Annotated in this window: 13 protein-coding genes; 5 read left to right on the forward strand and 8 right to left on the reverse strand. The window is 70.3% G+C overall.

What is annotated here, in order from left to right; all coding sequences use genetic code 11:
• The first annotated feature begins 109 nt into the window (after positions 1-109).
• The 3 genes from EPD65_RS06175 to EPD65_RS06185 all read left to right on the forward strand — a co-directional run bounded on the left by EPD65_RS06175 (position 110) and on the right by EPD65_RS06185 (position 2873).
• On the forward strand, positions 110-787 hold the full coding sequence (locus EPD65_RS06175) for a Crp/Fnr family transcriptional regulator (protein ID WP_131582286.1): 678 nt from the start codon (positions 110-112) through the stop codon (positions 785-787).
• 116 nt (positions 788-903) lie between these two features.
• Positions 904-1398, forward strand: coding sequence for a SigE family RNA polymerase sigma factor (locus tag EPD65_RS06180; RefSeq protein WP_131582287.1), 495 nt, complete (start codon positions 904-906; stop codon positions 1396-1398).
• An 8-nt stretch (positions 1399-1406) separates the two neighbouring features.
• Entirely contained in the window at positions 1407-2873 is a 1467-nt protein-coding gene (locus tag EPD65_RS06185; RefSeq protein WP_131582288.1) for a lactonase family protein, read from the forward strand.
• 71 nt (positions 2874-2944) lie between these two features.
• Here EPD65_RS06185 and EPD65_RS06190 read toward each other — a convergent pair whose 3' ends face one another.
• The 7 genes from EPD65_RS06190 to EPD65_RS06220 all read right to left on the reverse strand — a co-directional run bounded on the left by EPD65_RS06190 (position 2945) and on the right by EPD65_RS06220 (position 10169).
• On the reverse strand, positions 2945-3673 hold the full coding sequence (locus EPD65_RS06190) for a hypothetical protein (RefSeq protein WP_131582289.1): 729 nt from the start codon (positions 3671-3673) through the stop codon (positions 2945-2947).
• Positions 3670-3879 (reverse strand): hypothetical protein, encoded by a 210-nt coding sequence (locus EPD65_RS06195; RefSeq protein WP_131582290.1) that lies wholly within the window; start codon positions 3877-3879, stop codon positions 3670-3672. Before EPD65_RS06195 ends, EPD65_RS06190 begins: the two co-directional genes overlap by 4 nt.
• Before the next feature lie 155 nt (positions 3880-4034).
• Positions 4035-6035, reverse strand: coding sequence for an acetate--CoA ligase (gene acs / locus EPD65_RS06200; protein ID WP_424450367.1), 2001 nt, complete (start codon positions 6033-6035; stop codon positions 4035-4037).
• 50 nt (positions 6036-6085) lie between these two features.
• The gene (locus EPD65_RS06205) at positions 6086-6481 is read right to left on the reverse strand and encodes a DUF779 domain-containing protein (protein WP_131582291.1); all 396 of its coding nucleotides are present in this window, start codon (positions 6479-6481) and stop codon (positions 6086-6088) included.
• Positions 6481-8004: an acetaldehyde dehydrogenase ExaC gene (gene exaC, locus EPD65_RS06210; protein WP_131582292.1), complete on the reverse strand. Its 1524-nt coding sequence runs from the start codon at positions 8002-8004 to the stop codon at positions 6481-6483. Before exaC ends, EPD65_RS06205 begins: the two co-directional genes overlap by 1 nt.
• 111 nt (positions 8005-8115) lie before the next feature.
• Complete coding sequence (locus EPD65_RS06215) at positions 8116-9312, reverse strand: helix-turn-helix domain-containing protein (protein ID WP_243640474.1); 1197 nt, start codon at positions 9310-9312, stop codon at positions 8116-8118.
• An 80-nt stretch (positions 9313-9392) separates the two neighbouring features.
• Complete coding sequence (locus EPD65_RS06220) at positions 9393-10169, reverse strand: class I SAM-dependent methyltransferase (protein ID WP_165872906.1); 777 nt, start codon at positions 10167-10169, stop codon at positions 9393-9395.
• Positions 10170-10203: 34 nt separating this feature from the next.
• Here EPD65_RS06220 and EPD65_RS06225 point away from each other — a divergent pair, with 34 nt between their 5' ends.
• Entirely contained in the window at positions 10204-10923 is a 720-nt protein-coding gene (locus EPD65_RS06225; protein ID WP_243640475.1) for a Fic family protein, read from the forward strand.
• Between the two features lie 287 nt (positions 10924-11210).
• Here EPD65_RS06225 and EPD65_RS06230 read toward each other — a convergent pair whose 3' ends face one another.
• On the reverse strand, positions 11211-12014 hold the full coding sequence (locus EPD65_RS06230; protein WP_131582295.1) for an HAD family hydrolase: 804 nt from the start codon (positions 12012-12014) through the stop codon (positions 11211-11213).
• A gap of 195 nt (positions 12015-12209) precedes the next feature.
• Between EPD65_RS06230 and ssd the strand changes: the two genes are divergently transcribed.
• Positions 12210-13235: a septum site-determining protein Ssd gene (gene ssd, locus EPD65_RS06235; protein ID WP_131582296.1), complete on the forward strand. Its 1026-nt coding sequence runs from the start codon at positions 12210-12212 to the stop codon at positions 13233-13235.

Below are 13235 nucleotides of genomic sequence, written 5' to 3' on the forward strand. Positions count from 1 at the left end.
GGGAACCGGTGCTGACTGGTGTGGTTTGATCCACATGTGACCGACCGCACGGTATTGTGCCGGGCGAGACTCGCCTGAGCCCTTCGTGGGCTGACCCGATGGAGGAAATGTGGACAACGACGTGCTGCGTCAGGCTCCGCTGTTCAGCGCTCTCGACGACGAGGCCGCTTCCGCTCTGCGTGCGTCGATGGCGGAGTCCCGCCTTCGCCGTGGCGAGATCCTCTTCCACGAGGGCGACTCGGGCGACAAGCTCTACATCGTCCTCGACGGCAAGGTGAAGCTCGGCCGCACCTCCTCGGACGGTCGTGAGAACCTCCTCGCCATCCTCGGCCCCGGCCAGATGTTCGGTGAGCTGTCGCTCTTCGACCCGGGCCCGCGCTCGGCCACGGTCACGACCGTCACCGACGCGTCGTTCGCCTCGCTGTCGCACGAGGACCTGCTCAAGTGGCTCGAGGGCCGCCCGCTGGTCGCCTACTCGCTGCTCGCGCAGCTCGCGACCCGCCTGCGCAAGGCCAACGACGTCGTCGCCGACCTGGTCTTCTCCGACGTCCCGGGCCGTGTCGCCAAGGCGCTGCTCGACCTCGCCGACCGCTTCGGCCGCACCGCCGACGACGGCGTCCACGTCCACCACGACCTCACGCAGGAGGAGCTCGCCCAGCTGGTCGGCGCTTCCCGCGAGACGGTCAACAAGGCGCTCGCCGACTTCGCGTCGCGCGGCTGGCTGCGTCTCGAGCCGCGCTCGGTCGTCATCATGGACCTCGAGCGTCTGGGCCGTCGCGCCCGCTGATTCGTTCGTACGACGGCCCCCATCCGCTCCGGGTGGGGGCCGTCGGCATTTTCTTTCGCCGGCGGTGACCCCCGCGGGCGTGGTCTGCTGCGTCTAGAGGTGTGAAAGGGGGTCCGATGCAGTCCGGAGAAGCAGCCTTCAACGACTTCGTCGCCGCGCGGACGGCGGCGCTGTCGCGCACGGCGTACCTGCTGACGGGGGACCACCACCTCGCCGAGGACCTGCTGCAGACCGCGCTGCTCCAGGCTGCGCGCCACTGGGAGCGGATCCACACGGCGCCCGAGGCGTACGTGCGCCGCGTCCTCTACAACCAGAACGTCTCGTGGTGGCGGCGCCGCAAGCTCCGCGAGACCACCCTCGGGACGTACGACGCAGCCGCGCCGGCGTCCTCGCCGGACCTGCGGCTGACCCTGGAGGAGGCGCTGGGCCGGCTGACCGCCAAGCAGCGGACGGTGCTGGTGCTGCGCTACTTCGAGGACCTGACCGAGGTGCAGGCCGCCGCCGCGCTGGGGATCTCCGCCGGCACCGTGAAGTCGATGACCCGCCAGGCCCTCGCGCGGCTGCGCGTCCTGGCCCCTGAACTGTCCGAGCTGATCGGAGCGACGCCATGACCGATGCCTTGCGTGAGGAGCTCGCCCGGATCGGCGACGGTGCGGCCCCGGTTGCCGTGTCGTCGGACGTGTGGGCGCGAGGTCGCCGAGCCCGCCGCCGGGACCGGCTCGCCGCCGGTGGTGCCGCGCTGTCGGTGCTGGTGGTGCTCGCCGGAGCAGGTCTGACGTTGCGCGGGAGCGGCAGCGACGTACCGCCAGTAGCGACTGGCGTCGAGGCTGTGCCGTCGGTGATCCACCCGGTGCCGGAGCGGCTGGGGTTCGGAGGCATTGACGCGGACGCCACCTGGAAACCGTCGATCGGGGAGTCGGATCTCGCCATCGGCCGTGCGTCGGTCGCCTTCGCCAGTGGCGGGTACCAGCCGCTGCCGGCCGTCATCACTGCAGCAGACGGTGCCTACCATCTGCTCCAGCTGCCGGGATGGATCGGCACAAGCCTGGCCGCGAACATGACCCCCGGGATGCCGCTGGCGCTCTCGCCGGATGGCCGCTCGCTCGCGTGGGGTTGGTACGACGCGTCGACGCGCGGCTCGGCGCAGGTCACGGCTGGCGTGCGGATCGTCGACCTCGAGACCGGGCGCATCCGCACGATTCGCCTGGAAGGCGCACGAGGCGTGGAGGTCGCGTCGTTGCAGTGGTCGCCGGACAGTCGCTGGCTGGTCTGGCAGGGCGCGGAGTTGAAGCGTTGGGAGGTCAACAACACGAGCTGGGGTCGCAACGTCGCCGGCCGTATCGCGCCCGGAGCCACCGTGAGCACGAGCATCGCGGTCAGTCGAGGCGGTGGTGAGCAGCTCGCGATCGACGACGAGGGGACCGTGGCGTGGGTGGCTGATGGCAGCTACCGCTTCAACCGCCTCGACCTGGCGGGCACATCTACGGGCCATATCGACGTTCTCGGTAACCGTCCGGTGGCCGCTGGTCGGTTCGGACCGGGTGCGTCGTTTGCCTTCGCAACCAATGAGTCGTCGAGCGTCGCCACGTTCTTCTACGAGGAGCCGCGGCGGACGCCGGACGACGATGGAACGCTGGCTTACAAAGACAACGCCGCGATGGTTCCCGTCGCCCCGACCACCCGTGACTTGCCGGATGACCGCTTCCCGGCTGACATCGAACCCATGGGCTGGATCGATCCGGACCACGTCGTCGAGCTCGTGACGCCCGTGCACCCGATCAGCGAAGCAGGCTGGACCGAGGGCGACAGCGAACTGGTGGTGATGTCGCTCGGCGACGGCGAGCAGCCGGCGTACGACGCGGTGGCGCATGTCGCGCAGGGTGAGGAGCACGATGGCCGGATCCGGGGCGTCACTGTCGCCGTCGACCTGATGACGCTGGACCACCCGACGCGCGACTTCCCGGCGCCGGAGTGGCCGTGGAGCGATGAGCGGAAGCTGGCGGTCTTCGGCGGCGCCGGTGTCGCCGTGGTGGCGGCGCTGGTCTTCGTCGTCAGCTACCGGCGAGGTCGTCGGCAGACGCCGTAGCTGACGCAACGGGTGGACTTCTCGTCACCTGCTGACGAGAAGTCCACCCGTTGATGGTGAAGCGTGGGCGCTCAGCGCAGGTCGGCCGGGACCTCGACGCCGAGGTCGTCGGCGATCGCGCGCAACGCCGTACGGGTGGCGTCGGAGAAGTGCGGCTGTGCGCGGCGTACGGCATCCCACTCGCCGAGCTTCGCCGCCGTCTCGACGACTCCCTGCAGGCGGTGGTGCGGCAGCATCTCGAGGATCCGGGCGACGCGGGCGGGGTCCTCGATGACCTGGCCCGTGCGGACCAGCGCCTCATCGGAGAGGACGCCGAGCGTGCGCTGGATCTGCGCGTCGGGGAGTACGCCGACGAAGTCGGCCATCGCGATGTACTCGCCGCGCTCGCCGAGGATCTGGCCGGCGTCGACGAGGAGCTGCGGCGGCAGCTTCTCGAGGATCGGCGTCACACGACGCGGATCGAGCTTCGGGGCAAGATCGGCGAGGAAGGTCAGCGGTACCCGGCTGGCCAGCGAGACCGCGGCGTCGGTCTCCATGACGCCCGCGACGCGGGCCGCGAGCTGCGGCGGGAACGCCATCGTCGCGATCTTGGCGGCAACCCCGCCCGGGACGATCTTCGTGGTCTTCGCGAGGCCGAGCAGGACGTCGCGGTTGGCGTCGAACAGCCGGTCCGTCAGCTTGTCGCGCAGCTCCTTCAGCGCGTCGTGCGACTGCCCCTCGAGGAACTCCAGCGCGTCCTCCGCGCAGCCGAGCAGGGATGCCAGACGGGTGAGCTCCACCCGTACCTCGGAGCTGGTCACAGGCCCACGACCTTCCGGACGGTGCCGCGCAGCGGGCGCGGGACGATCTCGAGGGCCTTGAGCAGCGAGGCCTCGAGCTCGGCGCCCTGCGTTGCCCGGGCGGTCTTGATCAGGTCGGCGAGCTGCTGGGTCTCGTCCTCGGTCAGGGTCAGGCCGGCCGGCGGCTTGGCACCCAGCTGGTGGGCCAGCGATGCTGCTGCGCTCATGTCTCTCCTTGGTACGCGACGGCTCCAGGAGAACTTAACGAGACACTGCGTCCGAAGTAATGAGACGTGCGTCTCGCAGGCCGCCAAAACGCGGGTCTGAACGCGTCGAAACCCGGGTTTCGATGCGTCAAAACCCGGGTTTCGGCGTGTGGAGGTCAGTCCTCGGTGGAGGTCTTCTGGCCCTCGGCGATCAGCGCCATCACGCCGGCATCGGCGAGCGTCGTCGTGTCCCCGACCGTGCGGTTCTCGGCGACGTCCTTCAGCAGGCGGCGCATGATCTTGCCCGAGCGGGTCTTCGGCAGCTCGGGCACGAGCATGATCGAGCGGGGCTTGGCGATCGCGCCGATCTCCTTCGCCACGTGGTTGCGCAGCTCCTGGACGAGCTCCTCCCCGGTCGCTCCGGCAGAAGCACCTTCACGGAGGATCACGTACGCCACGACGGCCTGGCCGGTGGTCTCGTCGGCAGCGCCGACGACCGCGGCCTCGGCAACCCGCGGGTGCGAGACGAGGGCGGACTCGATCTCGGTCGTGGAGAGGCGGTGGCCGGAGACGTTCATGACGTCGTCGACGCGGCCGAGCAGCCAGATCGCGCCGTCGTCGTCCTTCTTCGCGCCGTCGCCGGCGAAGTACCAGCCCTGCTCCTTGTACTTGGACCAGTAGGTGTCGACGAAGCGCTCGTCGTCGCCGAGCAGCGTGCGGAGCATGGAGGGCCACGGCTTGGTCAGGACCAGGTAGCCGCCCGAGCCGTTGGGCACCGGCACGCCGTCCTCGGAGACCACGTCGGCCCCGACGCCCGGGAGGGCGGTCATGGCGGAGCCCGGCTTGCCGGCGGTGACACCCGGGAGCGGCGAGATCATCATCATGCCGGTCTCGGTCTGCCACCAGGTGTCGACGATGGGGCAGCGGTCGCCGCCGATGACCTCGCGGTACCACATGTACGCCTCGGGGTTGATCGGCTCACCGACCGAGCCGAGCAGCCGCAGCGAGGACAGGTCGTACTCGTCGGGGATCGAGCGGCCCCACTTCATGAAGGTCCGGATCGCGGTGGGCGCCGTGTAGAAGAGCGTCACCTTGTAGTCCTGGATGATCTCCCACCAGCGGCCCTTGTGCGGGGTGTCCGGGGTGCCTTCGTAGAGCACCTGCGTCACGCCGTTCGCGAGCGGGCCGTAGACGATGTAGGAGTGGCCGGTGATCCACCCGACGTCGGCGGTGCACCAGTAGACATCCGTCTCCGGCTTGAGGTCGAAGACCGCGTGGTGCGTGTACGCCGTGCCGACGAGGTAGCCGGCGGTGGTGTGCAGGATGCCCTTCGGCTTGCCCGTCGTGCCGGAGGAGTACATGACGAAGAGCGGGTGCTCGGCGTCGAACGCCTGGGCCCGGTGGTCGGTTGAGGACTCGTCGACGACCTCGTGCCACCAGACGTCGACGTCGGTGTTCCACGCGACGTCCTGCCCCGTGCGGCGTACGACGAGGACGTTCTCGACGATGGCCGTGGTGGCGTTGTCGATCTTCTCGAGCGCTGCGTCGACGGCTGGCTTGAGGGCGGACGGCGCGCCGCGGCGGTAGCCGCCATCGGCGGTGATCACGAGCTTGGCGTTGCAGTCCTCGATGCGGGAGGCGAGCGCGTCGGCCGAGAAGCCGCCGAAGACCACCGTGTGGGTGGCGCCGACGCGGGCGCAGGCCAGCATCGCGACGACGGCCTCGGGGATCATCGGCATGTAGATCGCCACCCGGTCACCGGCCACGATGCCGAGCTCCTCGATCGCGTTGGCGGCGCGCGACACCTCGTCCTTGAGGTCGCTGTAGGTGATCGACCGGGTGTCGCCCGGCTCGCCGACGAAGTGGATCGCGACCTGGTCGCCGCGACCCGCGGCCACGTGCCGGTCGACGCAGTTGTGGGCGACGTTGAGCTTGCCGCCCACGAACCACTTGTAGAACGGCGCTGCCGTGTCGTCGAGGACCTGGGTGAAGGGCTCCGCCCAGTCCAGGCGGCCGGCCTGCTCGGCCCAGAAGCCCTCGTGGTCGGCGGCAGCGGCGGCGTACGCGTCGGCCTTCACGTTGGCGTCGGCCGCGAGATCGGCCGGCGGCGCGAACGTGCGGTTCTCGGTGAGCAGGTTGGACAGGGTCTCGTCGGACATCGTCGCTCCGGAGGTCATCGCGGGGGTTCTTCCTTTGTTGTGCAGCCTAGGGGCAGCTATGTCATGGGTCACAGGGGTGTGGTGTCGACGGCGGCGGCCTCGAGGGCGGCGTACTCCTCGTCGGTGAGGATCCGCGAGCGGATCAGGAACCGCACGCCGTGCGGCGCCTCGACCGAGAAGCCGGCGCCGCGGCCCTTCACCACGTCGATGGTCAGGTGGGTGTGCTTCCAGTACTCGAACTGGGATGTCGACATCCAGATGGGTACGGGGCGCTCGAGGCCGATGTCGAGATCACCGAGGTGCGTGTCGGAGGCGCCGAGCCGGAACTCGCCGTCCGGGTAGCACATGGGAGCGGAGCCGTCGCAGCATCCGCCGGACTGGTGGAACATCAGCGGGCCGTGCTCGACGGTGAGGCGACGGAGGAGCTCCGCCGCCTCACCGGTCACCGCGACGCGATCGGGCATCAGAAGAAGCCGAGGGCGTCGGGGGAGTACGACACGAGCAGGTTCTTCGTCTGCTGGTAGTGGTCGAGCATCATCTTGTGGGTCTCGCGGCCGATGCCCGACTGCTTGTAGCCACCGAACGCCGCCCCGGCCGGGTAGAGGTGGTAGCAGTTCGTCCAGACGCGGCCGGCCTGGATCTCGCGACCCGCGCGGTAGGCCTGCGAGCCCTCGCGGGACCAGACACCGGCGCCGAGGCCGTAGAGCGTGTCGTTGGCGGTCTCGAGCGCCTCGGTCTCGTCGCCGAACTTCGCGACCGACACAACCGGCCCGAAGATCTCCTCCTGGAAGATCCGCATCTTGTTGTGGCCCTCGAAGATCGTCGGCTTCACGTAGTAGCCGCCCGCGAGGTCGCCCTCGAGGATGTTGCGCTCGCCTCCGGTGAGCACCTTCGCGCCCTCGGCCTTGCCGATCTCGATGTAGGACAGGATCTTCTCGAGCTGGTCCTCGGAGGCCTGCGCGCCGATCATCGTGGTGGTGTCGAGCGGGTTGCCCTGGATGATCTTCTCGACACGCACCACGGCGTCGGACAGGAACTCGTCGTAGATCGACTCCTGGATGAGCGCGCGCGACGGGCAGGTGCAGACCTCACCCTGGTTGAGGGCGAAGAGCGCGAAGCCCTCCTGGGCCTTGTCGTAGAACGCGTCCTTCTCGGTGGCGACGGACTCGAAGAAGAGGTTCGGCGACTTGCCGCCCAGCTCGAGGGTGACCGGGATGATGTTCTCCGCGGCGTACTGCATGATCAGGCGACCGGTCGTGGTCTCGCCCGTGAAGGCCACCTTCGCGACGCGGCTCGACGTGGCGAGCGGCTTGCCCGCCTCGACGCCGAAGCCGTTGACGACGTTGAGTACGCCGGCGGGCAGCAGGTCGCCGACGAGCTCCATCACCTTGAGGATGGACCACGGGGTCTGCTCGGCCGGCTTGAGGACGACGCAGTTGCCGGCGGCGAGGGCCGGCGCGAGCTTCCACGCTGCCATCAGGATCGGGAAGTTCCACGGGATGATCTGGCCGACGACGCCGAGCGGCTCGTGGAAGTGATAGGCGACGGTGTTCTCGTCGAGCTCGCCCGCCGTGCCCTCCTGGGCGCGCAGGACGCTGGCGAAGTAGCGGAAGTGGTCGACCGTCAGCGGGATGTCCGCGGCGAGCGTCTCGCGGACCGGCTTGCCGTTGTCGTATGACTCGGCGACGGCGATCGCCTCGAGGTTCGCCTCGAGACGGTCGGCGATCTTGTTGAGCAGGTTCGCGCGCTCGGTCGCGGACGTCTTCTTCCATACCGGGAACGCCGCGTGCGCGGCGTCGAGGGCCGCCTCGATGTCATCGGCGGTGCCGCGGGCGATCTCGGTGAAGGGCTTGCCGTTGACCGGCGAGATGTTCTCGAAGTACTGACCCTGGATCGGGTCCACCCACTCGCCGCCGATGTAGTGGCCGTAGCGGGCCTGGACGGAGACGAGGGAGTCCGGCTGGCCCGGGGCTGCGTAGATGGTCATCTGGGTGCTCCTGTGTGTGAGACGGGACGTCGTCTGTGACGCCCTTCACACGCTAGGAATCGCTACGTTGCAACGACGTTGCTGCCTTCTGGCCCACGTCCGCGTGGCGGGTCAGAGCCCGAGCTCGCGGTCGAGACGGCCGATCTGTCCGTCGATCAGCGCCCGCATCGGCGACGTCGCCTCAACCGCATCACGCAGCGCGACCCACATGCCGTAGTCGTCCGCGCCCCACGAGGCGCGGGTCCACGCCCACATCAGGTCCGGTACGCCGGAGCGCAGCAATGCCGTGCGCAGGCTCGACTCCAGACTCTCCCGCAGACGTACGACGCCGGGCGCCGTCGAGCGCGGCAGCAGCGGTCCGCGGTAGCCCCGCACAGCGCCCGCGAGATCGCCGGCGGCCAGCAACGCCTCGGTGCCGAGCCAGTCGCCGGTGATGCCCGCGGCGAGTCGGTAGGGACGCGAAAGCAACAGTTCTTCACCCAGCAGGTGGCGCAGCCGGTTCATCTCTGCCCGCAGTGTCGAGGTGCCGGCGTCGTCCTCGTAGAGCAGTACGGCGAGCTCGTCGCCGGAGAGGCCGCGCGGGGCGGAGGCGAGCAGCAGCAGGATCTCGCTGTGCCGCGGCGAGAGGCGCAGGTTGGCCTGGCGCCCGGCGCCATCGGCAACTGCGAGCAGGGTCTCCGAGCGGCCCAGTGACTCGATCACCAGATGGGTGCCGGGACGCCGCGGCGTGGGCACCTGACGGGTGAGCTGCTCGCGGGCGAGCTCGGCCTCCGCCATCCGCGCTGCCGCGCGCACCATCGCCATCGTCTGCGGCACGACGATCGCGTCACCGCCGGTGATGTCGAGGACGCCAAGGAGACGCGTCGAGCCGGGGTCGTGGATCGGCGTCGCTGCACAGCTCCACTGCTGCACCGAGTGCCGGAAGTGCTCGGCGCGCACGATGCTCGTGGGCTGTCCGAGGCGGAGCGCCAGGCCAGGGGCGTTGGTGCCGGCGAGCCGCTCGTCCCAGTTGCTGCCCTCGACGAACCCGATCTGCTCGGCCTTGCGCAGCACCTGCGGGGTGCCGCAGACCCAGAGCAGCTGACCCACCTCGTCGGAGACGGCCATGATCGCGTCGCAGTCGCGCGCCGCCTGACCGAGGACGTCGTCGAGGAGCGGAAAGACGCGTGCGAGCGGGTGCGCTTCGCGGGCGTCACGCAGCTCGTCGTCGGGCAGCGTGATCGGCGCGGCGACCTCGTCGGCTGGCACCCCCGCGGCCGCCGACCGGTGCCACGAGTCCGCCACCTCGGCACGCATGCCCGTGTCCACGTCGCCAGTGTCGCACCGGAGACGTTGCAACGACGTTGCAATGCGTTACCGGAGGCGCGACCGGAGGCGCGACCGGGAGGTCAGCGGAAGTCGATCAACAGACCGTCGTCATCGTCGTGCTCGCCGGCGGGCTGCGCCGGATCGGCCTCGCCGTCGGCGCCGTCGCGGGGCGGTACTGACCACGGGTGCTCGATCACGCCCGCGCGGAAGCAGTGCGCGATCTGCGGGAGCTGCATGCCGTCGGGGCCGCGGCCGTAGTCGTCGTAGAGCGCGCGGACGTCGTCGAGCAGCCGCTCCTTCGCGGCCGCGTCCATCGTCGCGACCCGCGGGTCGAGGAGGGCCAGCGCACAGAGCCCGTCGCGGTGGACGGTGGTCCAGTGGCGGAAGCTGTCGGCGTCGACGAAGCCGAACTTCGTGGACTGCACGATCGAGTCCGGCGTCTCCGGGGCCGCGGTCTCGTCGCCGAGCAGGCGGGCGAACTTCCGCACCCACGGGATCTTCGTGTCGAGGGTCTCGATGACCACGGCGACGTGGCCGCCGGGACGCAGGACGCGGGAGAACTCCGTGAGCGCCGCCTCCTCGTCGTACGTGTGGAAGTTGCGGGCGACGACGACGTCGACGGAGGCGTCGAGGTTGGGCAGGCGCTCCGCGGTCGCCGCCGACGTGCGTACGCCGGGGTGCAGCTCGGCCAGCCGCTCGACCGCGGCCGCCGAGGAGTCGGTGGCGTGGACGTCGTGTCCCAGCGCGACGAGCTGGCCGGTGAGTGCGCCGTCGCCGGCGCCGATCTCGAGCACGGACTTCTGGTCGGTGCCGACCAGCCAGGCCACAGCCGCCACGGGGTACGTCGTCTCGCTCACCTCGACGAGGTTACTAGGCTCTGCGCTTGTGACCATGGATCCTCTTGCCTCGCTGGCCAGCCTCGAGGGCGTTCCGTCCGCCTTTGCGTCGAGTCGTGACGGCGTCGACGCGCTGCTGCGTGACCGGGGTCTCCGCAAGACGTCGCCGGAGCTGACGGGCGAGTCGCTGCTGCGCGGCGCCTGGGCCTCTGCGGTGCTCGAGGGATCGACGTCGTCCATGGACCAGGTGCGCGCCGGCGAGGGCGACGAGATCGCCGCCTCGGCTGTGCGGGTCTCGACCGAGCTGCTCTCGCTCGTGCCGGTCCTGAAGCGTTCGCCGCTGCAGGCCTTCGCCCGGATCCACGCGCTGGCCGGCCTCGGCTCCGTGCACGCAGAGGACCTCGGGCGCCCCCGGTCGGCCGAGGCTGCGGCAGGCCTGCAGACGCTGGCCGCCCGTCTGCTCGCTCCGACCACGGCGCCCGCGATGCTCGTCGCGGCGATCGTCCACGCGGACCTCGCCACGGCCACGCCGTTCGCGTCGCACAACGGCATCGTCGCGCGTGCCGCCGAGCGCCTCGTCCTCGTCGCCCGCGGCGTCGACGAGAAGTCGCTGCTCGTGCCCGAGGAGGGTCACCGCTTCTTCCAGGCGGAGTACGAGTCGAACCTCCGCGCCTACGCGCACGCCTCCGGTGTCTCCGGCGTCCATGCGTGGCTGCTGTACGCCGCCGAGGCCTACGCCAAGGCAGCCGAGGCCTCCCCGGTCAAGGCGAAGTAAGCCGCCGTATCGAGCGGACATGCGAGCGGCACCGGTGCTCAAAGAGTTCCGGTGCCGCCGCTGACACGTGATGCGCGTTGGTTACCAAGCGTGCACTCTCAATTGCTGCCTCGGCTCTTTGGCCGCTCGGTCAGCGCCCTGTTAGGAAGGGTGAATCGCCGCGTGGGTGCCAGGCTCACGTGCTGCTGTGAAGTTCTCGTGCTCCATGTGTACGCCGCAAAGCGAGGCACTTCAAGCCTTGATCTTTGGCCGGTGGAGGCGCATGCTCCGCGCCCGCGCGACGGTGCTCAGACGGTGCGGTTGCGGCGGTGGCTGAGGACGATCGCGCTGCCCACGGCGACGGCTCCGCCGACGGCGAGCGCGGCCAGGGTGGGCTTGGCGGGCGGCAGGTTCATCCGGCGCTGGAGCGCGACCGGCTTGGTGAAGACGAGGACCGGCCAGCCGTTCTTGACCGCGAGCTTGCGGAGGTCCTTGTCGGGGTTGACCGCATAGCCGTGGCCGACCGCGCTGAGCATCGGAGCGTCGGTGATCGAGTCGCTGTAGGCGTAGCACTGGGCCAGGTCGTAGCCGCGCTGCTCGGCGAGCTCGCGGATCGCGGCAGCCTTGGTCTCGGCGTACGCGTAGTACTCGATCTGGCCGGTGTAGGCGCCGTCGACGACCTCGAGGCGCGTCGCCACGACGTCGTCCGCACCGAGCATCGCGCCGATGGGTCCGACCATCTCGACACCGGAGGTGGAGACGATGATGACGTCGCGCCCGGCCGCGTGGTGCTCCTCGATGAGGGAGACCGCCTCGTCGTAGACCATCGGGTCGACGATGTTGTGGAGGGTCTCGGCGACGATCTCGTTGACCGTGGAGACCTGCCAGCCCTTGACCAGCTCGGACATGAAGGCCCGCAGCTTCTCCATCTGGTCGTGGTCCGCGCCGCCGACGACGTACATGAACTGCGCGTAGGCGCCGCGCAGCATCACGCGCCGGGAGATCAGCCCGCCAGCCTGGAACTTGCGGTTGAACGCAAGAGCGCTCGACTTGGCGAGGATCGTCTTGTCGAGGTCGAAGAAGGCTGCCTGGCGGCGCCCCATGGCGGACATGTCATCGAGTCTAGGTGGCACGCCGAGGCCTTTGGGGAGATTTGCTTGCCGGTGGAGGGCTGTGGGCTCAGTCGACGGTGGCGCCCGGCGCGATCGCGGCCCGGTGTTCATCCACAGATCGCCCGCCCGACGCTTCCTCCCCAGCCCGTACGCCGCCGGGCGCAGGTCGCGCCCGGCAGGGCGAGGGTCGAGTGCATGGAGATGCCCCTGATCGTGACGCGCGACCCGTCCCTGACCGATGAGCTGCTGCGGTTGGCTGCCGCGGCAGGGGTCTCGCCGGAGGTCGCGTCCGATCCCGGCGCCGCCGTGCGGGCATGGCGGACCGCCGCGCTGGTGCTGGTCGGCGTCGACGTGGCCGGTGAGCTGGCAGGGCTCGGGCCACCGCGGCGCGACGGCGTTCACCTCGTCGGGTGTGACGGGGTGCCCGACCGGGCCTTCCGCCATGCGCTCGCCCTCGGGGCCGCGCACGTCGTCGAGCTGCCCGCGTCCGGCCCGTGGCTGCTCGACGTGCTCTCCGACGCACACGACGGGCGCCGCGCCGCGGCGACGACGGTGGCAGTTGTGGGCGGTTCCGGTGGGGCAGGCGCGACGACGCTCGCGTGCGCGCTCGGTCTGGTCGCGGGAGCGCGAGGTCCGGCCTGCCTTCTCGACGTCGATCCCGTGGGCCCGGGAGCGGACCGGGTGCTGGGCTTCGACCGGCTCGACGGTGCGCGATGGGGTGCCCTGGAGCAGACGACGGGTCGGCTCGGGTCGCAGTCGTTGCGCGACGCGCTGCCCCGCCGGGGCGGTCTTGGCGTCCTCACGTGGGCTGCAGGCACGCGCGCAGCACCGCAGGCGTTCGCTGTCCGCGAGGCCCTCGCGGCAGCGGCGCGAGGGCATGACGTGGTGGTGGCGGACCTTCCGCGGACGGGCGCGCTCACGGCTGACGTCGCCGGTCGTGTCGATGCGGTCCTGGTCGTAGCCCGGCCCACTCTTCCCGGTCTGGCCGCGACGGCTCGTGTCGTCGCCGGTCTCGGCGCGGGCAGGGTGGGCGTGGTCGTGCGTGGGAGCTCCGAGTCGCGCGCTGTCGCACAGGTCGTGGGTGCGCCCGTCGTGGCCACCATGGCTGACCAACGCGGTCTCGACGAGGCGGTGGACCTGGGCCGCGGGCCGGTCTGGACGCAGCGAGGTGTCCTGGCACGCACGGCGCGCCAGGCCCTCGCGTGGTGTGCGGCGGGCTGA

Origin of the sequence: Nocardioides jejuensis (assembly GCF_004337475.1) — a bacterium.
Classification (GTDB): domain Bacteria; phylum Actinomycetota; class Actinomycetes; order Propionibacteriales; family Nocardioidaceae; genus Nocardioides; species Nocardioides jejuensis.